This is a genomic window from Halodurantibacterium daqingense, assembly GCF_042666235.1.
In the GTDB taxonomy this organism is placed as follows: Bacteria; Pseudomonadota; Alphaproteobacteria; order Rhodobacterales; family Rhodobacteraceae; genus Halodurantibacterium; species Halodurantibacterium daqingensis.
Map to the genome: position 1 here is coordinate 124,831 of NZ_JBHTFQ010000003.1, position 18,072 is coordinate 142,902.

Sequence of the window (18,072 nt, forward strand, 5' to 3'; positions counted from 1 at the left end):
TCCTTGGTCAGATCCCCAGCCGGTCGCGCAGCGCAAACCAGGTCATCGCCAGCCCCAGAAGCGGCGTGCGCAGGAGGGTGCCGCCCGGAAAGGGCGGGCTGGGAACGCTGGCCATCAGGTCAAAGCGTTCGGCATGGCCCGCAGTTGCCTCGGCCAGCAGCCGCCCGGCAAGGGTCGCCATCGCTACGCCATGTCCGGAATAGCCCGAGGCCGACAGGACATTGCCTGCGATCCGGGCAAAGCACGGCATCCGGTTCATGGTGATGGCAAGTGTCCCCCCCCAGGCATAATCGATCCGCACATCGTGCAGCTGGGGGAAAACCTGAAGCATGGGTTTGCGCACGACGGCGGCGATATCTGCCGGAAAACGATAGCCATAGCTTTCGCCACCGCCGAACAGAAGGCGGCCGTCCTCTGACAGGCGGAAGTAGTTGACGACAAACTTGCTGTCGGCCACAGCCACATCCTGCCGCAGGACGGTTTCCAGCCGCGGCCCCAGCGGTTCTGTGGCGATGATGAAGTTGTTGATCGGCATCACCCGGTTTGCAACCTGCGGTACAAGCTGTCCCAGATAGCCGTTGCAGGCCAGGACAAGGTGGCGGGCCGTGATCGCGCCGTCACGGGTGGTGATGCGCAGCGTCGGCCCGTGCGTGAGCCCGGTTACCTCGCTGCCTTCATGGATGCGCACGCCGGCCGTGGTGGCGGCCCGGCCCAGCCCCAGCGCAAAGCGCAGCGGGTGGATATGTCCGGCGCCGTGATCGATATCCCCGCCATGATAGCCGGGCGAGGGGCAGATTGCACGCAGCGCCTCACGGTCCAGACAGGTCACATGCGGATAGTCATAATCGCGCGCGAGCTTTTCGGCGTTTGCACGCACATGGCGCAGTTCCGATCTGCGCCAGCAGGCATGAACAATGCCGGGCTTGAACGAGGTATCGATCTTGTGGCGAAGGATCAGATCGCGCACGAGCGCCTTGGCTTCCTCGCCCAGATCCCAGAGCTTGCGTGCATTGGCGGGGCCAAGCAACTTCTCCAGCGCCTCCTGTTCAAGCCGCTGGCCGCTGCCAACCTGGCCGCCGTTTCGCCCCGAGGCACCAAATCCGATCCGATGGGCTTCGAGCAGAACCACGTCATAGCCGCGTTCGGCAAGATGCAAGGCCGCTGACAGGCCCGTGTAGCCTCCGCCCACCACGCAGACATCCGCCGCGGCCGCGCCCCGCAGCGGGGGGAAGGCAGGAAGCGGCGCCGCGGTGGCAGCGTAATAGCTTTGCGGATAGCGGCCCGTCTGGTCGTTGGCGTGCAGCAGGTTCATACGTTCAGCAACAGATGCTCGCGCTCCCATGGGCTGATGACCTGCAGGAACTCCTTGTATTCCAGCCGCTTCACAGCCTCGTAGACACCGCAGAACTCGGGGCCCAGAACCTCGCGGATCGGGCCGCAATCGGCCAGAAGGTCCAGCGCATCCCCGAGGTTCAGGGGCAGTTCGTCGTCGTTCATATAGGCGTCGCCCAGACATTCGGTTCGGGGCATCTTGCCCTCTTTCAGGCCCAGATACCCGCAGGCCAGGCTGGCCGCGATGCCGAGATAGGGGTTGCAGTCCATCCCGGCCAGCCGGTTCTCCACCCGCCGCGCTTCGGGTTCGGATATGGGCACGCGGATCCCGGTGGTGCGATTATCCCGGCCCCATTCCAGGTTGATCGGCGCCGCGAAATCGGGAACGTAGCGGCGGTAGCTGTTCACATAGGGCGCAAGGATCGCGATCACCGCCGGCAGATAGGTCTGCAGGCCTGCGATGAAATGCATGAAGGCCGGCGTTTCCTCGCCCTTCGGCCCGGAAAAGATGTTCTGCCCGGTTTTCAGATCCGTCACCGAATGATGGATGTGCATGGCGCTGCCCGGCTCGCCCTCGATCGGCTTGGCCATGAAGGTGCCAAAGCAATCGTGGCGCAGGGCGGCTTCCCGGATCAGGCGCTTGAAATAGAAGATTTCGTCGGCAAGGCGCACCGGGTCGCCATGCTGCAGGTTGATCTCGACCTGACCGGCGCCGCCTTCCTGCAGGATGCCGTCAATCTCGAAACCCTGCGCCTCGGCAAAGTCGTAGATGTCGTCAATCACCGGGCCGTATTCGTCCACCGCGCTCATCGAATAGGCCTGTTTGCCCATTGCGCGCCGGCCGGAACGGCCCATCGGCGGCATGATCGGCTGGGCCGGGTCAATGTTTCGTGCGACCAGATAGAACTCCATTTCGGGGGCGATGACCGGCATCCACCCTTCAGCGCGATAAAGATCGATCACCCGTTTGAGCACATTGCGTGGCGCAGTCGGAATGGGGCGGCCTGCCTGGTCGAACACGTCGTGGATGACCTGAAGCGTCACATCCGCCGTCCAGGGCGCGGCACTTGCGGTGCTGAAATCCGGGGTCAGCACCATGTCGGGCTCGGTGAAGGCATCACCGGGATTGTCGGCCCAGTCGCCGGTGATCGTTTGCAGGAAGATCGAATTCGGCAGATAGAAGCGCGGCTGCTTGGCGAATTTCGAGGCCGGCATGGCCTTGCCCCGCGCCACACCCGCAAGATCGGGGACGATGCACTCGACCTCGTCGGGCTTGCGCCCGGCGATATAGTCGCGGGCGGCTTCGGGCAGCTGGCTGGTCCAGTCGGACATGGTCAGTTCCTTGGTTGCTTGAAGAATTCCGCGATCTGTCGCGCGATGATGTCGGAATGCACGCGCCCGCCCAGCCGTTCCTCGGCTGCGTCAATCTGCGCATCGGGCACGACGCCGCGGCCGCGGGTCTCCATCAGGCCCCGGATGAACGGATCCGAAAACTCGGGATGGGCCTGCACCGTCAGGGCGCGATCACCATAGACAAGCGCGGCGTTGGCGCAGAAATCATTGCTGGCGATCACCGTGGCCTCGGCCGGTTTCTCTGTGACCTGGTCCTGATGCCAGGCATTCAGCGTGATCGGCGTTCCCTGAAAATCGTAGGTCTGCGGACCCACAGCCCAGCCCCCGGGATACTTTTCCACCTTGCCCCCCAAGGCCCGGGCGATGATCTGATGGCCAAAGCAGATCCCGACAAGGGGCACGCCGGCGGCATAGATCTCGCGGATCAGCGCCATCAGCGGCTCGATGAAGGGATGATCCTCATAGGCGCCGTGACGCGAGCCGGTGATAAGCCAGCCATCCGCATCATGGGGGCCCGAGGGAAACTCCATCGCCTCGACATGCCAGCGGCGAAAGTCGAAGCCTTCTTTCGCCAGCAGACGCTCGAACATGTCGGGATAGTCGCCCATCTCCGCCCGCAAGGGTTCGGGCGATTGGCCAGTTTGCAGGATTCCGATCCGCATGAGGTTCTCTTGTTTGGTTTCCCCAGAGCCTAGCCCCGCGATCCGGCGGCGGCAAGGGGGGCTCAGACCGTGTCGAGATAGACCTCGACCTGCTCTTCGGGTGAAAGCTCGGCCATGTAATGCCGTTCCTGCCGTTTGGTCTGCACGAGGTTGCGGATCAGCTCGCGCGGGAAGATGCGGGCGATGGTCGGGCTGCCTTCGAAGGCCCGGATTGCGCTGTCCCAGTTGTCGGGGATCTGCGGAAGCGGCATGGCATAGGCATTGCCGGTGATCGGCGGCGGCGGCGTCAGCCCGTCCTCCATCCCGATCAGCGCCGCGCCCAGAATCGCCGCAAGCATGAGGTAGGGGTTCACGTCGCCCCCCGCGACGCGATGTTCGATCCGACGCGCCCCGGAGCTGCCCGAGGGCACACGGATCGCGGCCGTCCGGTTCTCATAGGCCCAGCAAATTCCTGTCGGGGCGTGGTTGCCGGGCACCAGCCGGTCATAGCTGTTGGCATGCGGCGCGAAAAGAAGCGTGCTGTCAGGCATGGCGGCCAGGCAGCCGGCAATGGCCTGGTGCAGCGCCTCGGATCCTTCGGGGCCGCCGTTGGAAAAGATGTTGCGCCCCTCGCTGTCCTGCACTGAAAAATGCGTATGCAGCCCGGTGCCCGCATAATCGGCATAGGGTTTGGCCATGAAGCTTGCGGCAAATCCGTGACGCCGGGCCAGCCCCTTGACGAGCATCTTGAACAGCCAGGCGTCATCGGCCGCCTTGAGCGCGTCATCGCCGTGCATCAGGTTGATCTCGAACTGGCCCAACCCCGCTTCGGAAATGGCGGTATCGGCGGGGATGTCCATCTCCTCGCAGGCCTCGTAGAGGTCGGTGAAAAAGGCATCGAAGGCATCAAGGGCCCGGATCGACAGGATCTCGGCGGCCTTGCGGCGCTTGCCGGACCGGGGCGACGGGGGCACCTGAAGCGTCTTGCCGCTGTCGTCAATCAGGAAGAATTCGAGTTCGGTGGCCACCACCGGCGTGAGGCCCTTTTCGGCATAGCGGCGCACGACCCGCGCCAGCGCATGCCGCGGATCGCCTTCATAGGGTTGCCCGTTTTCGCGGTACATCCAGATCGGCAGCAAGGCCGTGGGTGCTTCAAGCCAGGGCATGGGCACGAAGCCGCGCTCGGTCGGGCGCAGAACGCCGTCGGCATCCCCGGATTCGAACAGCAGCGGACTGTCGTCGATATCCTCGCCCCAGATGTCGAGGTTGAGCACCGACATCGGGAACCGCGTGCCCTCGATCGCAACCTTTTCCGCGAACCGCGCCGGAATGCGTTTGCCCCGGGCCTGGCCGTTGAGATCAGCGGCAGCGACACGGATGGTGCGGACCTCGGGATGCTTGCGGAGCCAGTTCTTCATGTATCACCTGATGAATTGCGGCCGGTAGCGCAGCCGAGGCCGTGCCGCCTGTGGCAAGTGCCGGTTCAGCCGCCGGTTCACCATGCCGAAGATCCAGATGATGACAAGCGTCAGCGCGATGAAATAGGCAGCTACGATCGGGTAGGCCACGAAGGGGTTGAAGGTCTGGTCGGCGAAATACCGGGCATAATAGAGCGCATCACCCGATTGCTGCCACGCCGGAAAGCCCGAGAAGAAGACCAGCGTCGTGGCGTGGAACAGGAAGATCGCCTCGTTGGTATAAGAAGGCCAGGCAAGGCGCAGCATCGTCGGCCAGACGATCCGCCGGAACCGGCGCAGCCCTGTCATGCCATAGGCATCCGCCGCCTCGAGGTCGCCCTTCGGCACCGAACGCAGCGCCCCGTGAAAAATCTCGGCGCTATAGGCGGTGGTGTTGAGAATCAGCACGATCAGCGCGCCCGCCCAGGCGCGGGTCAGCCAGCGGGTTTCGGCGGTGATCGTGGTGAACAGCAGGTTGATGTCGATCTCGACCTTGGGCAACAGAACGAAGGCCTCGTAGGCAAGGAAGAACTGGATGAACAGCGGCGAGCCGCGGAAGACGAAGACGAAGGCCGAGGCCGGGCGCTGCAACAGGCGGCTCCGGCTGTTCCGGGCCATCGCCAGCGCGGTCGCCAGAAAGAAGCCGATCGCAACCGCCAGCAAACCGAAGTAAAGGTTCCAGAGCATCCCGGATCCGATCAGCACCACCTGATCGCACAGCGTGATCTCCATCCCGCGCGGCAGAAGTGTTTCGCCATAGTCGCGGCCCAGGGCGCGCAGGGCATAGCCCTGGACGGATTCGGCACAGCTTCTCATGCCTGCTGCCTCCGCAATTGTTCACCGGCCGCCGTGGCCTGCCCCAGCGACAGGCGCTGCATCAGCCGGTTGAACGCCTTGTCGGACACCCAGGTGAGCGCGAGATAGAACACCAGCACCGCAAGAAAATACCACAGCCGCCAGTCGCCATGCGGATAGGCATAGAACGAGGTCTTGGTGCCGCCCAGTTCACGGGCCCAATAGACGATGTCCTGAATGCCCAGCAGAAACAGAAGCGGCGTCGCCTTGATCAGGATCATCCACAGATTGGACAGGCCCGGCAGCGCATAGACCCACATCTGCGGAAGAAGAATTCGGCGGAACACCTGACGGCGTGTCATGCCATAGGCCTCGCCCGTCTCAAGCTGGGCCTTGGGAACTGCCTGCATCGCGCCGGCAAGCGTGTTCGCGGCAAAGGCGCCAAAGACGATGGCAAAGGCGAACAGCGCCAGAACGAAGCCATAGACGTCATGGACCCAGCGCGCCGAGGATGACAACGGCACCTTGGCCTGCGCGCAGACCACGAAATCCGACCCGCGCCGGACAGGTTCAGTCCAGTCGGGGCAGCGGACCGTGTGCATCAGATATTCAAGCCCCTGATCGATGGCAATCGGCACGAACAGGAAGAACACGACATCGGGCACGCCGCGCACCATCGCCACATAGGTCTTGCCGATGCCGCGCAGGGGCGCAACATGCGAACGCACTGCCAGCGCCCCGCCAAAGCCGAACAGCAGCGCGACCGGAGCGGTCAGCGCGATCAACAACAGCACGACCCCGAATGACCAGTAGAAGGCGAGATGGGTGCCGGAGGTGAGGTAACAGGCAAACCACTGCCAGTCAGGCAGCAGGCTTGGGTCGGCGCAGAAGGTGAACATGCAGGTGCCCGAAATGGGGCAGGGCCGTCCGGCCCCGCCCGGGGTTCAGATCAGTAGGTGGGCGAATCGGGGCCGAACCACTTGGTGATCAGCGCGTTGAGCGATCCGTCCTCCTTCATCGAACCGATTGCCGCGTCGAAGGTGTCGCGCAGTTCGGTATCGGTCTGACGCAGGCCCATGCCCACGCCGTCACCCAGCTGGATGTCCTCACCGGCAAACATCAGCTGACCGCCCGATTCGTTCACGATCGGCACAAGGAAGTCGCGGTCGGCAAAGACGGCATCGGCTTCGCCGTTGCGCACGGCGGCGATGGTTTCATCCGGCGTCGCAAACTCCAGAAGCGTCGCGCCGGTGCTGGCGATATAGCCGGCCTGCTGGGTCGAGACCTGCACCGCAATGACGCCACCCTCCAGATCGGCATCCTCGCTCAGGGCGACATAGGCCGAACTGGCCGGGGGGGTGTAGTTCTGCGTGAAGGTGATGACCTGCTGGCGTTCCGGAGTGATCGACATCCCGGCCATGATCGCGTCAAAGTTGCCAGCCGTCAGGTTGGGGATGATCGAATCCCAGTCGGTGATCACCCATTCGCATGTCAGTTCGGCGCGTGCGCAAAGCTCATCGCCCAGTTCGCGCTCGAAGCCGTCAAGCTGGTTGTTGTCGTTGATGAAGTTGTAGGGAGGGTAGGCGCCCTCGGTTCCCAGGCGAACGACGTTCTGCGCGAAGGCCGTGCCGGTGCCAAGCGCAAGAATGGCAGCGGAAAGCATCAGTTTTTTCATGTTTGGCTCCCTTGGTTGGACTGGTTCAGGCGGGCTCGGTGGCCCGCAGAAACTGGCGAAGGCGGTCGGTTCTTGGGGCGCCGAACAGCGCCGCGGGCGGGCCCTCCTCCTCGATCCGCCCCTGGTGAAGAAAGACGACATGGTCCGAGACATCGGCCGCCAGCCGCATGTCATGGGTGACCAGGATCATGGTCCGGCCCTCGTCGGCCAGCGCCTTGATGACCTTGACCACCTCCTGTTCAAGTTCCGGATCCAGCGCCGAGGTGGGTTCATCGAACAGAAGCGCGCGCGGCTCCATGCACAGCGCCCGCGCAATGGCGGCGCGTTGCTGCTGACCGCCCGAAAGCATGGCCGGGTAGGCATCGGCCTTTTCGCCGATGCCGACCTTATCCAGCAGCATCCTTGCCCGCGCCTCGACCGCGGACCGGTCTTGCCCCAGAACCGTCACCGGCGCCTCCATCACGTTCTGAAGGATACTCAGATGGGACCAGAGGTTGAACTGCTGGAATACCATGGACAGATTGGTGCGGATGCGCATGACCTGCGCCTTGTCGGCGGGGTGGCGGTTCAGCCCAGTGCCGCGCCAGCGCACCGGTTCGCCCTCGAAGATGATCTCGCCCTGCTCGCTGTCCTCAAGCAGGTTGCAGCAACGCAGAAGTGTGGATTTGCCCGAACCCGAGGATCCGATCAGCGATACGACATGGCCGCGCGGTGCGACCAGATCGACGCCCTTGAGCACTTCGAGCTTGCCATAGCTCTTGTGCAGGTCGCGGATCTCGATGACGGGCGGCGGCAAGGGGAGTTCTTCGGAAATGGACATGTCCTCAATAGGGCGCATTCGCGGAGATTATGCAATCTTCCTGTGCAGGCGACGTTGCGAAACGACTGAAAAGCAATCAGGAACGCCTGTTCTGCATGGTTTGTGGGCGGGTTGGCGGTCGGTGCCCGGCGCTGCGACAATTATGAGGCAAGCTTGGCGGATCGTTTTCAAGCGAGGCGCGAGCAGCAACCGGCAGGCTGCCAATCGCGCCCAAAGCGCCCATAGGGATCAGGCGTGCATCCGTGCCTCGACTCGCTGTCGGGCAAGTGCCGAGTCGCGGTCGCTGATGCCGAGCAGATTCGCCACCAGGCGCAGCATGGCATCCTCTTCTGCGTCCCGCACCCCGTCGCTCAGCACCACGTACCACATTGCCTCGATGACGCTTTCGCGTTCCTCATAGGGCACCGCGTCCTTGATGGCGCGGGTGAAGCGGACAGTATCCGGCGCCTCTGCCTCGAGAATCTCGGCCTCGATCCGCAGGGCGCGGGCGGCTTCGGCATCCAGTCCGAACCGGGCTGCAAGGCAGCGTTCGATCCGCGCCACCTCGGGCGGCGCATAATGCCCGTCGGCCCGGGCCACGCGTACAAGCAACGCCCCAAGGGCAAGCCGGGCGTCCGGGTCCGACAGCGGCGCGGGGGCGGGGGCTGTCAGGCGTCTGAGAAAATCGGCAAACATCCTGCTCATATAGATCGGCATCCGGGGCAAGCCAATCAGGCGCGCCGCGCATGCCGTTCACAAGCCCCTGAGGGGCCTAGACCAGTCGTGAATTGTCGCGCGCCGCACGGATGAAATCGGCGAACAGCGGGTGCGGCTCGAAGGGTTTGGATTTCAGCTCGGGATGGAACTGGACGCCGATGAACCAGGGATGATCCCGGTGTTCGACGATCTCGGGCAGGCGCCCGTCTGGCGACATTCCCGAAAAGACCAGTCCGCAGCCCTCCAGCTGATCGCGATAGCGGATATCGACCTCGTAACGATGGCGGTGACGCTCTTCGATCGTACGCCCGCCATAGACCTTGGCCGCCAGCGAGCCTTCCGCGAGCTGGGCGGTATAGGCGCCAAGCCGCATGGTGCCGCCCTTGTCGTCGCCCAGCTTGCGCGCGACCTTGTGGTTGCCCTGGATCCATTCCTTCAGGTGATAGACGACCGGCGTGAATCGCTTTTTCCCGGCTTCATGGTCGAATTCTTCTGATCCGGCGTCCTTCAGCCCGGCAAGGTTGCGCGCCGCCTCGATGACGGCCATCTGCATGCCAAGGCAGATGCCCAGGTAGGGAATGCCACGTTCGCGCGCGAATTGAGCGGCCTTGATCTTGCCTTCGGTGCCCCGCTCGCCAAAGCCGCCGGGAACGAGGATGGCATGGAACCCCTGCAACCAGGGGCTCGGATCCTCGCGCTCGAATATCTCGGCGTCGATCCATTCCGCCTTCACGCGCACTCGGTTCGCCATGCCGCCATGGGTGAGCGCCTCGGCGATGGATTTGTAGGCATCCTCAAGCTGGGTGTATTTGCCGACGATGGCCACCCGCACCAGACCTTCGGCATTTTCCAGCCGGTCCATCACGTCTTCCCACCGGCTCAGGTCCGGGCGCGGGGCGGGGCTGATCGCAAAGGCATCCAGCACCGCCTGGTCAAGGCCTTCGCGGTGATAGGCCAGCGGGGCCTCGTAGATCGTCTTGAGATCGGGCGCGGCAATGACGGCATCCTTGCGCACATTGCAGAACAGGGCGATCTTTTCCCGCTCTTTCTCGGGGATCGGATGCTCCGAGCGACAGACCAGCACATCGGGGGCAATCCCTATGGAGCGAAGCTCCTTGACGGAATGCTGCGTAGGCTTGGTCTTCAACTCGCCGCTGGCCGAGACATAGGGCAGCAGAGTGAGGTGCATGAAGATGCACTGCCCCCTGGGTTTTTCCTGGGCGAACTGGCGGATTGCCTCGAAGAAAGGCAGGCCCTCGATGTCGCCCACGGTGCCGCCGATCTCGCAGAGCATGAAATCGACCTCATCCTCGCCCACGGCCAGGAAGTCCTTGATTTCGTTGGTCACGTGCGGAATGACCTGAATCGTCTTGCCCAGATAGTCGCCGCGGCGCTCCTTCTCCAGCACGTTGGAGTAGATGCGCCCCGAGGAAACGGAGTCCGTCCGCCGCGCCGCCACGCCGGTAAAGCGTTCGTAATGCCCCAGATCGAGGTCCGTTTCCGCGCCATCGTCGGTCACGAAAACCTCGCCATGCTCGAAGGGCGACATCGTGCCCGGGTCCACGTTCAGATAAGGATCCAGCTTGCGCAGCCGCACCGAAAAGCCGCGAGCCTGCAAAAGCGCGCCCAGCGCCGCCGAGGCAAGCCCCTTGCCCAAGGAAGAGACGACCCCGCCCGTGATGAAAACATAGCGTGCCATGAGGATGCGTCTCCCGTGATTGGTCAAGTGATATGCGGCATCCGGCCCGGCGCGGGACGATGCATCACGGGGCTCAAGCTATAGCGGATTCGCCAAAGCTCCGCAACCTGACCGCAAGATGCTGTCGCGCCGAAGGGGCGGGTGCCAAATGATTGTAGCGGCGGTCTTGGTCAGTCGGCGCGCGGCGGCACAAGCGGGGCATTGCCGGTCGTGGGCGGCAGAAGATCCTCCATCGAGGGCGCCGGGGCAGGCGTGCCGGCCGCGGGGATGCCCAGCCTGTCAACAACCGAACCACCCGTGGCATTCTGCGCGGCAAAGACCGTCAGCGCGATCGAGGTGCAGATGAAGGCGATGGCGAAGGCCCAGGTGAGCTTGCCCATCGCGGTTGCCGCGGCACGGCCGCTCATCACCCCGCCGCCACCGCCGCCGCCAAGCCCCAGCCCGCCGCCTTCGGAGCGTTGCAGCAGGACGGCACCGATCAGGCAAAGCGCAAGGATCAGGTGGATGACGAGGACGACATTTTCCATGGGGCGGCTTTCGGCTGAACTTTCGCGCCTATCTAGGCCCAAGCGCGCCCTGCCGCAACCCCTTTGCCCCGGCCTGGGGCGTTCCGGCGTCCGGAAGGGGCCGATTGCGCGGCACCTTGGGTAATTTGTGGTTTCGAAAGCCTTCCGGGGCCGCTATGAGGGATGCGGATTTTCATACGCGAGAGGCGGATATGGCCAATGTCGTTGTTGTCGGTGCCCAATGGGGCGACGAAGGGAAAGGCAAGATCGTTGACTGGCTTTCAGAACGCGCCGATGTGATCGCGCGTTTTCAGGGCGGGCACAACGCGGGCCATACCCTTGTCATCGACGGAACGGTCTACAAGCTGTCGCTGCTGCCCTCGGGCATCGTGCGCGGTGGCAAGCTGAGCGTGATCGGCAATGGCGTGGTTCTTGACCCCTGGGCACTTCTCGCCGAGATCGAGAAGCTGGCGGGGCAGGGGGTGAGCATTTCGCCCGAAAACCTGATGATCGCCGAGAACACGCCGCTTATCCTGCCGGTTCATGGTGAACTGGATCGCGGGCGCGAGGCGCAGACAACGGTGGCCAAGATCGGGACCACCGGTCGCGGGATCGGCCCCGCCTATGAAGACAAGGTGGGCCGCCGTGCGGTGCGGGTTGCCGATCTGGCCGATCCGGCAACGCTGGAACTGCGCCTTGACCGCCTGCTGACGCACCATGACGCGCTGCGCAAGGGGCTTGGGCTTGAGCCGGTCGACCGCGACGCGCTGAAGGCCGCTCTGGAAGAGGTCGCCCCCAGGATCCTGCCCTTCGCCGCCCCCGTCTGGAAAGTGCTGACCGAGGCCCGCCGCGCGGGCAAGCGGATTCTCTTTGAAGGGGCGCAGGGCTCGCTTCTGGATGTCGATTTCGGGACCTATCCCTTCGTCACCTCCTCCAACACGACGGCGGGTGCAGCAGCGACGGGCACCGGGCTGGGCCCGAACGCGATCGACTTCGTGCTGGGGATCGTCAAGGCTTATACCACGCGCGTCGGTGAAGGGCCGTTCCCCACGGAACTGACCGATGCCGACGGCCAGCGGCTGGGCGAGCGGGGCCACGAGTTCGGCACAGTTACGGGCCGCAAGCGCCGCTGCGGCTGGTTCGACGCGGTGCTCGTGCGCCAGACCTGCGCGACCTCGGGTGTTTCCGGCATCGCGCTGACCAAGCTTGATGTGCTTGATGGTTTTGACGAGTTGAAGATCTGCGTGGGCTACGACCTGGATGGTGAGCGGCTGGACTATCTGCCCACGGCCGCCAATCTGCAGGCCCGCGTCACCCCGATCTATGAAACGTGGGAAGGTTGGAGCGAAAGCACCGCCGGCGCCCGGTCCTGGGCCGACCTTCCGGCCGCGGCGATCAAATATGTGCGCCGGATCGAGGAGTTGATCCAATGCCCGGTGGCGCTTGTCTCCACTTCGCCGGAACGGGATGACACGATCCTGGTGACCGACCCGTTCTCGGATTGAGGAGCCGGCGATGACGCAACGTAAAGGCCTGTCCTACAAGGCGCGGCGGCGGTGGTCGCTGGTGCTGCTGCTGATCGGGATGCCGCTTTACATCGTCATCGCGGTGAATGTGGTCGGTCTGTTCGACCGGCCGCCAATCTGGCTGGAACTTGCCATCTACGTGATCCTCGGGTTCCTGTGGATGGCCCCTTTCCGCTTTGTCTTCCGGGGTGTAGGTCAGGCTGACCCTGACGCGCCCCGCGACACCGACAACGGCTGATGCCCGGGGCGATCGTCACGGTCCGTCATGGCGTGACGCTTCTGGGCGCGGGCGAGACCCTGCCGCAGGATCTGGCCGAGGCGCTGGCCCTGGCGCCGACGCTGGTTGCCGCTGATGGCGGGGCCGATACGGCGCTCTCGGCCGGATGGATGCCGCGCGCGGTGATCGGTGATTTCGATTCGCTGGGAGACGCCGCGCAGCTTGCCCTGCCGGCGTCGCATCTGCACCGGGTCGCCGATCAGGACACGACGGATTTCCAGAAATGTCTTGCGCGGATAGATGCGCCCTTCATCCTTGCCGTGGGATTTCTGGGCGGGCGGCTTGACCACACGCTTGCGGCCTTCACGGCCCTTGTGCAGCACCCCGAACAGGCCTGTTTCCTGCTGGGGCGGGACGACATCTGCTTCCTTGCCCCGCGGCAGCTTTCCTTTGATCCCGGAAAGGGCACGCGCTTGTCGCTGTTTCCCATGGGCCCGGTTCAGGGCGAAAGCGAAGGCCTGCGCTGGCCCATCGCCGGGCTGACCTTCGACCCGGGGCAGCGGATCGGCACATCAAACGTCGTCACCGGCCCGGTGCGCCTTGTCTTCGATCAACGCCGGATGCTGGTCATTCTGCCGCGCCATTGCCTGCGAGCGGCGCTGCAGGCCGTGGTGCCGAACCGCCCGTGACATGCACGACCCGTTCGCGGTGGATGATATAGATCCCCGAGGCGACGATGATCGCGATCCCGCCCCAGGTCAGCAGGTTCGGAAAGTCGCCGAACACAAGGTAACCCAGCGCGACGGCGCTGACGATTTCCAGATAGTGCAGGGGCGCCAGCGTGGCCGAGGGCGCAAAGCGCAGCGCATAGGTGATGAACATGTGGCTGACCGTGGCGGCGACCCCGACCCCCAGAAGCCAAAGCCATGCCAGCGGCACAGGCAGCACAACGCTGATCGGCCCAACGCCGGCCCGATGCCCGAGCCAGAGGATCGGCAGGCAGATCAGCACCGCCAGAACGGCCGTGTGCAACTGCATTGCCACGGGCGAAACCTCGGACGACAGGCGCCGCGTCACCAGCATGTAAAGTGCAAAGAACAGGGCGGTGGCCAGCGGCAGAAGTGCGGCCGCACCGAAGGCCATGAAGCTGGGCTGGATCACCAGCAGGCAGCCCATGAACCCCACCACGCTTGCCGCCAGCCGGCGCGGCCCGACCTGTTCCCGAAACATCAGCCAACCCAGCAGCAGGATGATGAACGGCTCCACGAAGACGATGGCAAGCGCGTCGGCGATGGGCATGACCGCCACTGCCGCGACAAAGGCAGCCGTAGCCAGGATCGAGAACACCGCGCGCAACAGTATCAGCCGCAGCGCGCGACGGCTCAGCCTCAGCGGCGCGCGCATCACCAGGGCTACGGGCAGCATCAGCACGGCCTGAACCACAAATCGCGCCAGGGTGATCTGGCCCACGGGCACCGTGGCCGCAGCCAGTTTCGATGCCACGTCGATCAGAGGCGCGATCAGGCAGAAGCCCAGCATCAGCGCAACACCCGGAAGGACGCGGTCCTCGTTCCCGGTCATCGCGGCGTGCCTTCGGGGCAAGGTGGTTTTTTGCAGGGCCGGCATCAGCAGTTGGGTACATTCACGGCAAGGCCCCCAAGCGAGGTTTCCTTGTATTTCTCGCTCATGTCCTGGCCGGTCTGGCGCATGGTTTCAATGCAGGCGTCCAGCGGGACAAGATGCTGCCCGTCTCCGCGTAGTGCGAGGCTTGCCGCCGAAACCGCCTTGATGGCGCCAAGGCCATTGCGTTCGATGCAGGGCACCTGCACGAGGCCCTTCACCGGGTCGCATGTCATGCCGAGGTGATGTTCCAGCGCGATCTCGGCGGCATTTTCCACCTGCTCGGGCGTGCCTCCCATCACGGCGGCAAGCCCGGCCGCTGCCATGGCGGCCGCGCTGCCCACCTCGGCCTGACAGCCACATTCCGCGCCCGAAATCGAGGCGTTGTGCTTGACCAGCCCGCCAATCGCTGCCGCAGTCAGCAGGAACTCCCCGATCCGCGCGTGGCCCGAGCCGGGGACGTGATCAAGCCAGTAGCGGATCACCGCTGGCACCACCCCTGCTGCACCGTTGGTCGGTGCGGTCACCACCTGTCCCCCTGCGGCATTCTCTTCGTTGACGGCCATGGCATAGACGCTCATCCAGTCGTTGATCGTATGCGGCGCGATCATGTTCAGCCCGGCCTCGCGCAGCAGGGCCTGATGGATGCCATGCGCGCGACGCCGAACCTTCAGCCCGCCGGGAAGGATGCCGTCGGTGGCAAGCCCGCGGTCGATGCAGGCCGTCATCACGGCCCAGATCCGGGCCAAGCCGTCCTCAAGCGCGCGCGGGCTGCGAAAGGCCAGCTCGTTGGCACGTTTCATCTCGGCGATGCTCTTGCCGCTGCGTGATGCCATGGCAAGCATCTCGGCCGCGGTGCGGAACGGGTAGGGAACCTGCGCCGGCGGCGCCGCTGCGCTTTCGCCGCCAAGTTCCGCCGCAGTCAGGACAAAGCCGCCACCGACCGAGTAATAGGTTTCCTGCAGCAGCACATCGCCCTGCGCATCCAGTGCCAGAAGCACCATGCCATTGGCATGGCCCGGCAGTGGCGGGCCGTAGTCAAACACCAGATCAGTGCCGGGATCAAAGCGCAGCGCCGGCAGGCCCGGGGGCGTCACCTGTCGCAACGACCTGATCGCGGCAAGGGCCGATTCCGCCGCCTCGGCGTCAAAGTCTTCGGGGGTGAAGCCCGCAAGCCCCAGTGTCACGGCCCGGTCCGTGGCATGGCCGACGCCCGTGAAGGCCAGAGACCCGTGCAGCCGCGCCCGCAGCCCCGTCGGATGAAAGGGCGAGTGGCGCAGCATCTCCAGAAAGCGCGCGGCTGCGACCATCGGCCCCATCGTGTGGCTTGAGGAGGGTCCGATCCCCACCTTGAACATGTCAAAGACCGAAAGGAACATGCTTCCCCCTGTTTTGAACCCTTCTTAGGCGTAAAACGCGCCCGACACACGCCGGAAAACGATCCTTCGCGTCGCGTTGCAGGCACAGGCACGGGGCCGCGCGGGCCGATTATCCTCGCAGCCGGCGCGCAAAGTTCCTATAAACCCCGCGACAGATCAGGAGCCATGGATGAGCACAGAGCTTTCTCCCGCCGATTTTGCAAAATGCATTGCCGCCCGGCGCGCCGTCGATTTCATCGAGGATGGGATGCGGCTTGGCCTTGGCACCGGCTCCACCGCGGCCTTCATGGTGCGGCGTCTGGGCGAGCGGGTGCGCGAAGAGGGCCTGAAGGTGACCGGCGTTCCGACCTCAAGCCGCACCGCTGCGCTGGCCCGAGAAGAGGGCATTCCGGTGGTCACGCTGGAAGAGGCTGGCTGGCTTGACCTGACGATCGACGGTGCCGATGAGGTGGACGGCGACTTTCAGCTGATCAAGGGCGGCGGTGGCGCGCATCTTCAGGAAAAGATCGTTGCCAGCGCCTCGGACCGGATGATCGTGATCGCGGATGGGGCCAAGGACGTCGCCCGGCTGGGCGTCTTCCCGCTGCCGGTCGAGGTGATCTGCTTTGGCTGGCAGACCACGCAGAAGCTGCTGAGCGAGGCGCTTGAAGGCCGGGGCCATGCCGGCGCCGCCATCACCCGACGCATGGCGGGCGAGACGCCTTTCATCAGCGACGAGGGCAATTTCATCCTTGATCTGCACCTGGGTCAGATCCACGATGCCCGCGCCCTTTCGCTGGTGCTGAACCAGATCCCCGGCGTGGTCGAGAACGGGCTTTTCATCGATCTCTGTGATATCGTGGTACTGGGGCATGAGGACGGGCTGGTGCGCATCCGCGATCGTGCCAGCCGTACCACGCGCGAGGAAAGGGCCGATCCCGACCGGCCGATCAACGCATTCGCTGACATCTGAGGTGGCGCAATGGCATTCGATTACGATCTCTTTGTCATCGGCGGCGGCTCGGGCGGGGTGCGTGCGGCGCGGATCGCGGCCTCGGAAGGTGGCGCCTCGGTCGCGCTGGCCGAAGAATACCGCATGGGCGGCACCTGTGTCATCCGTGGCTGCGTTCCCAAGAAGCTGATGGTCTTTGCCTCGACCTATCGTCCAACCTTCGAAGATGCTCGCGCCTATGGCTGGGACGTGCAGGCGGGCGGCTTCGACTGGCGGCATTTCCGTGATCGGCTGGACGACGAGTTGACCCGGCTAGAGGGCCTTTATCGCAAGGGGCTTCAGAATGCCGGAGTCGCCATCCACGACCAGCGTGCCACCGTCGTCGATCCGCATACGGTGCGGTTGGCCGACGGGCAGACCTTCCGCGCCAGGCACATCCTGATTGCGACCGGCGGCCGGCCTTACGTGCCCGAGATGTCGCATTCCGACAAGGTCCTGACCTCGAACGATATCTTCGGCCTTGCGACGCTGCCTGAATCGATCCTGATCGTGGGCGGCGGCTATATTGCCTCGGAATTCGCCTGTATCCTGAACGGGCTGGGGGTGAAGGTCACACAGTATTACCGCGGCGCGCAGATCCTGCGCGGCTTTGACGACGAAGCCCGCGGCCATATTGCCGAGGCGATGCGTGAAAGCGGGATCGACCTGCGCTGCGGGGCCGATATCCTGTCGCTTGAGCCTTCCGGGACGGGCTTCCGTGTCAAATCCTCGCTGGGCCACGAGGCCGAGTTCGACCAGGTGCTTTACGCCACCGGTCGCGTGCCGAACACCGAGGGTCTTGGGCTCGAGGATGCAGGTGTGACGCTGGGACGCAACGGCGAAGTGATCGTGGATGACTGGTCCCAAAGCTCCGTTCCCTCTATCTATGCAGTCGGGGACGTGACGGACAGGATCAACCTGACCCCGGTTGCGATCCGGGAAGGGCATGCCTTCGCAGACACCCTTTTCAAGGGCGAGAAGCGCAAGGCCGACCGCGAGCTGGTGGCAAGTGCCGTTTTCACTCAGCCCGAGCTTGGCTCGGTCGGCCTCACCGAAGAGGCCGCGCGCGAAACCGGCCCGGTCGAGGTTTACATGACGGCGTTCCGTCCGATGCAGACCTTGTTCGCGGGCCGTTCCGACCGGGTGATGATGAAGCTGATCGTCGCCCGTGACAGCCGCCGGGTTCTGGGGTGCCATATCGTGGCGCCCAATGCCGGCGAGATGATCCAGCTGGCGGCCATCGCCATCAAGATGGGCGCCACCAAGGAGGATTTCGATCGCACCGTCGCGGTGCATCCGACGATGGCCGAGGAACTTGTGACGCTCCGGGCCCCTGTGCGGGTTTTCGAGTAAGGCCATCAGCAACCAGTTGCGAGACTGATGATA

Annotated in this window: 18 protein-coding genes; 5 read left to right on the forward strand and 13 right to left on the reverse strand. The window is 64.5% G+C overall.

From position 1 onward, the window contains the following. Positions 1-7: 7 nt before the first annotated feature. From ACFQXB_RS06785 to secG, 11 genes are all read right to left on the reverse strand, one after another. Positions 8-1,312 (reverse strand): NAD(P)/FAD-dependent oxidoreductase, encoded by a 1,305-nt coding sequence (locus ACFQXB_RS06785; protein ID WP_377401118.1) that lies wholly within the window; start codon positions 1,310-1,312, stop codon positions 8-10. Beyond that, positions 1,309-2,664 carry a glutamine synthetase family protein gene (locus tag ACFQXB_RS06790; protein ID WP_377401121.1) on the reverse strand — a complete coding sequence of 452 codons (1,356 nt, stop codon included), beginning with the start codon at positions 2,662-2,664 and terminating at the stop codon, positions 1,309-1,311. The genes ACFQXB_RS06785 and ACFQXB_RS06790 overlap by 4 nt, the downstream gene beginning before the upstream one ends. Positions 2,665-2,666: 2 nt before the next feature. Next, positions 2,667-3,347, reverse strand: a complete 681-nt coding sequence (locus tag ACFQXB_RS06795) for a type 1 glutamine amidotransferase (protein WP_377401124.1) — start codon at positions 3,345-3,347, stop codon at positions 2,667-2,669. A gap of 62 nt (positions 3,348-3,409) precedes the next feature. Then, positions 3,410-4,744, reverse strand: coding sequence for a glutamine synthetase family protein (locus ACFQXB_RS06800; RefSeq protein ID WP_377401127.1), 1,335 nt, complete (start codon positions 4,742-4,744; stop codon positions 3,410-3,412). Positions 4,745-4,747: 3 nt separating this feature from the next. Continuing rightward, positions 4,748-5,599 (reverse strand): ABC transporter permease, encoded by an 852-nt coding sequence (locus ACFQXB_RS06805; RefSeq protein WP_377401130.1) that lies wholly within the window; start codon positions 5,597-5,599, stop codon positions 4,748-4,750. Continuing rightward, positions 5,596-6,477, reverse strand: coding sequence for an ABC transporter permease (locus ACFQXB_RS06810; RefSeq protein WP_377401133.1), 882 nt, complete (start codon positions 6,475-6,477; stop codon positions 5,596-5,598). Before ACFQXB_RS06810 ends, ACFQXB_RS06805 begins: the two co-directional genes overlap by 4 nt. A gap of 50 nt (positions 6,478-6,527) precedes the next feature. Next, complete coding sequence (locus ACFQXB_RS06815) at positions 6,528-7,253, reverse strand: transporter substrate-binding domain-containing protein (RefSeq protein WP_377401136.1); 726 nt, start codon at positions 7,251-7,253, stop codon at positions 6,528-6,530. Positions 7,254-7,278: 25 nt separating this feature from the next. Next, the gene (locus tag ACFQXB_RS06820) at positions 7,279-8,091 is read right to left on the reverse strand and encodes an ABC transporter ATP-binding protein (protein ID WP_377401139.1); all 813 of its coding nucleotides are present in this window, start codon (positions 8,089-8,091) and stop codon (positions 7,279-7,281) included. 210 nt (positions 8,092-8,301) lie between these two features. Continuing rightward, a complete protein-coding gene (locus tag ACFQXB_RS06825; protein ID WP_377401867.1) occupies positions 8,302-8,748 on the reverse strand; it encodes a tellurite resistance TerB family protein in 447 nt (148 codons plus the stop codon). 76 nt (positions 8,749-8,824) lie between these two features. After that, the gene (locus tag ACFQXB_RS06830; RefSeq protein WP_377401142.1) at positions 8,825-10,468 is read right to left on the reverse strand and encodes a CTP synthase; all 1,644 of its coding nucleotides are present in this window, start codon (positions 10,466-10,468) and stop codon (positions 8,825-8,827) included. Positions 10,469-10,638: 170 nt separating this feature from the next. Continuing rightward, positions 10,639-10,995, reverse strand: coding sequence for a preprotein translocase subunit SecG (gene secG, locus ACFQXB_RS06835; protein WP_377401145.1), 357 nt, complete (start codon positions 10,993-10,995; stop codon positions 10,639-10,641). Between the two features lie 191 nt (positions 10,996-11,186). Here secG and ACFQXB_RS06840 point away from each other — a divergent pair, with 191 nt between their 5' ends. Genes ACFQXB_RS06840 through ACFQXB_RS06850 form a run of 3 tightly spaced genes read left to right on the forward strand, consistent with a single transcriptional unit; the run spans position 11,187 to position 13,406 of the window. Next, the gene (locus tag ACFQXB_RS06840) at positions 11,187-12,479 is read left to right on the forward strand and encodes an adenylosuccinate synthase (RefSeq protein WP_377401148.1); all 1,293 of its coding nucleotides are present in this window, start codon (positions 11,187-11,189) and stop codon (positions 12,477-12,479) included. Between the two features lie 10 nt (positions 12,480-12,489). After that, positions 12,490-12,738, forward strand: coding sequence for a DUF2842 domain-containing protein (locus ACFQXB_RS06845; protein WP_377401151.1), 249 nt, complete (start codon positions 12,490-12,492; stop codon positions 12,736-12,738). After that, entirely contained in the window at positions 12,738-13,406 is a 669-nt protein-coding gene (locus ACFQXB_RS06850) for a thiamine diphosphokinase (RefSeq protein WP_377401154.1), read from the forward strand. Before ACFQXB_RS06845 ends, ACFQXB_RS06850 begins: the two co-directional genes overlap by 1 nt. Here the strand turns inward: ACFQXB_RS06850 and ACFQXB_RS06855 are convergent. Together ACFQXB_RS06855 and ACFQXB_RS06860 are read right to left on the reverse strand one after the other, a co-directional pair. Next, positions 13,345-14,298, reverse strand: a complete 954-nt coding sequence (locus ACFQXB_RS06855; protein ID WP_377401157.1) for a DMT family transporter — start codon at positions 14,296-14,298, stop codon at positions 13,345-13,347. The two genes, ACFQXB_RS06850 and ACFQXB_RS06855, sit on opposite strands and share 62 nt — an antisense overlap. 44 nt (positions 14,299-14,342) lie before the next feature. Beyond that, the gene (locus ACFQXB_RS06860) at positions 14,343-15,716 is read right to left on the reverse strand and encodes an L-serine ammonia-lyase (RefSeq protein WP_377401160.1); all 1,374 of its coding nucleotides are present in this window, start codon (positions 15,714-15,716) and stop codon (positions 14,343-14,345) included. A gap of 169 nt (positions 15,717-15,885) precedes the next feature. On the opposite strand from ACFQXB_RS06860, the gene rpiA reads away from it, so the two are divergent. Continuing rightward, the gene (rpiA, locus tag ACFQXB_RS06865) at positions 15,886-16,668 is read left to right on the forward strand and encodes a ribose-5-phosphate isomerase RpiA (RefSeq protein ID WP_377401163.1); all 783 of its coding nucleotides are present in this window, start codon (positions 15,886-15,888) and stop codon (positions 16,666-16,668) included. A gap of 9 nt (positions 16,669-16,677) precedes the next feature. Next, positions 16,678-18,039 carry a glutathione-disulfide reductase gene (gene gor / locus ACFQXB_RS06870; protein WP_377401166.1) on the forward strand — a complete coding sequence of 454 codons (1,362 nt, stop codon included), beginning with the start codon at positions 16,678-16,680 and terminating at the stop codon, positions 18,037-18,039. Positions 18,040-18,072: the final 33 nt, after the last annotated feature.

Bases quoted from the DNA above. Each gene is read 5' to 3' on its own strand.
- ACFQXB_RS06785 (WP_377401118.1), bottom strand. From the start codon at position 1,312: ATGAACCTGCTGCACGCCAACGACCAGACGGGCCGCTATCCGCAAAGC.
- ACFQXB_RS06790 (WP_377401121.1), bottom strand. From the start codon at position 2,664: ATGTCCGACTGGACCAGCCAGCTGCCCGAAGCCGCCCGCGACTATATC.
- ACFQXB_RS06795 (WP_377401124.1), bottom strand. From the start codon at position 3,347: ATGCGGATCGGAATCCTGCAAACTGGCCAATCGCCCGAACCCTTGCGG.
- ACFQXB_RS06800 (WP_377401127.1), bottom strand. From the start codon at position 4,744: ATGAAGAACTGGCTCCGCAAGCATCCCGAGGTCCGCACCATCCGTGTC.
- ACFQXB_RS06805 (WP_377401130.1), bottom strand. From the start codon at position 5,599: ATGAGAAGCTGTGCCGAATCCGTCCAGGGCTATGCCCTGCGCGCCCTG.
- ACFQXB_RS06810 (WP_377401133.1), bottom strand. From the start codon at position 6,477: ATGTTCACCTTCTGCGCCGACCCAAGCCTGCTGCCTGACTGGCAGTGG.
- ACFQXB_RS06815 (WP_377401136.1), bottom strand. From the start codon at position 7,253: ATGAAAAAACTGATGCTTTCCGCTGCCATTCTTGCGCTTGGCACCGGC.
- ACFQXB_RS06820 (WP_377401139.1), bottom strand. From the start codon at position 8,091: ATGCGCCCTATTGAGGACATGTCCATTTCCGAAGAACTCCCCTTGCCG.
- ACFQXB_RS06825 (WP_377401867.1), bottom strand. From the start codon at position 8,748: ATGTTTGCCGATTTTCTCAGACGCCTGACAGCCCCCGCCCCCGCGCCG.
- ACFQXB_RS06830 (WP_377401142.1), bottom strand. From the start codon at position 10,468: ATGGCACGCTATGTTTTCATCACGGGCGGGGTCGTCTCTTCCTTGGGC.
- secG (WP_377401145.1), bottom strand. From the start codon at position 10,995: ATGGAAAATGTCGTCCTCGTCATCCACCTGATCCTTGCGCTTTGCCTG.
- ACFQXB_RS06840 (WP_377401148.1), top strand. From the start codon at position 11,187: ATGGCCAATGTCGTTGTTGTCGGTGCCCAATGGGGCGACGAAGGGAAA.
- ACFQXB_RS06845 (WP_377401151.1), top strand. From the start codon at position 12,490: ATGACGCAACGTAAAGGCCTGTCCTACAAGGCGCGGCGGCGGTGGTCG.
- ACFQXB_RS06850 (WP_377401154.1), top strand. From the start codon at position 12,738: ATGCCCGGGGCGATCGTCACGGTCCGTCATGGCGTGACGCTTCTGGGC.
- ACFQXB_RS06855 (WP_377401157.1), bottom strand. From the start codon at position 14,298: ATGACCGGGAACGAGGACCGCGTCCTTCCGGGTGTTGCGCTGATGCTG.
- ACFQXB_RS06860 (WP_377401160.1), bottom strand. From the start codon at position 15,716: ATGTTCCTTTCGGTCTTTGACATGTTCAAGGTGGGGATCGGACCCTCC.
- rpiA (WP_377401163.1), top strand. From the start codon at position 15,886: ATGAGCACAGAGCTTTCTCCCGCCGATTTTGCAAAATGCATTGCCGCC.
- gor (WP_377401166.1), top strand. From the start codon at position 16,678: ATGGCATTCGATTACGATCTCTTTGTCATCGGCGGCGGCTCGGGCGGG.